Below are 953 nucleotides of genomic sequence, written 5' to 3' on the forward strand. Positions count from 1 at the left end.
ATATTTGCCTGTTCATCGTAGATCCCTTAGCTCGTTGCATATTGATGGAGGGTGCTAACGCCTGCAACAGCGGCATTTTTTGTGTGGGTTGTTTTGTGTTAGCGTAGCGTTAAAACACAAAAGAAGCCGCGCAAAAAATGTCCGTTGCTTGCACTTGTTAGCTGTATAATAGCTCCGATATACGCTCACCAACTTTTTGAATAGAATCATTTTTAACTAGACCATTTTGGTTAACCATAAACGGCAAGATTACTACTAAAGTGCCACTGGAGTTGATACACCAGGAAATCTCTCGATCATCTATAGTTTCAAAATTAAGCTTACTTTCACTATCACAGTATGCCGCTAAAAAATCATCGGCATACGTTTTCCCCAAACAGATAACTAATTCAGGGGAATATATAGAAGCCCACTTTCTAATTTTATTTAGTCTATTCTGCTTGCACCAAGATATATATTCCTGTTTGTTATTGAAGCCAGTAATGTCTGAAAACTCTTTTATCCATTTTTCTTGGTCTGTATCTTTAAAAGCAATAGGGTATAGATTCATTTTAAAATACCCTTGCTCACCACAAACAAACGGCTTTACATTTTTGGCAAATTTTTTATAGTTATCTACACTATCACCGCCAATAGCAGAAAATAATTTCATAACCTGCCAATTAAATATATAAGCGATATTTTCTTCCCAAGAATCGTAACCCTTTGGTATTTCATCAGGAGAATCATTTAAACAGGCTTCTAATTCATCTGGTGTATGTCCTGCACCCCACTCAATACCACAGACCCATCGAGATTTTTTATCAGGGCTTCCAATATCTCCGCCGTCGACACCTGAAAATCCTAACGCCCAGTTTTTAAAGCTCTCTTTGACGCTCATGCTTAACTCTCCTTTACAGCTAACGCCGCGTTAACCTGTGCCGCGTGTGGAGTGGAGTTTTGCGGTAAAGTGG

The 953-nt window shown here is 38.7% G+C and carries 1 protein-coding gene; it reads right to left on the reverse strand.

The window, feature by feature from the left end; translation table 11 throughout:
* Positions 1 to 157: 157 nt before the first annotated feature.
* Complete coding sequence (locus IDZ20_RS04785; RefSeq protein ID WP_188150296.1) at positions 158 to 880, reverse strand: hypothetical protein; 723 nt, start codon at positions 878 to 880, stop codon at positions 158 to 160.
* Between the last annotated feature and the right edge of the window lie 73 nt (positions 881 to 953).

It is taken from the genome of Teredinibacter waterburyi (genome assembly GCF_001922985.1).
GTDB classification, from domain to species: domain Bacteria; phylum Pseudomonadota; class Gammaproteobacteria; order Pseudomonadales; family Cellvibrionaceae; genus Teredinibacter; species Teredinibacter waterburyi.

What these genes read in the sequence shown, in the direction of transcription:
- IDZ20_RS04785 (WP_188150296.1), bottom strand. Translation starts at nt 880, where the DNA reads ATGAGCGTCAAAGAGAGCTTTAAAAACTGGGCGTTAGGATTTTCAGGT.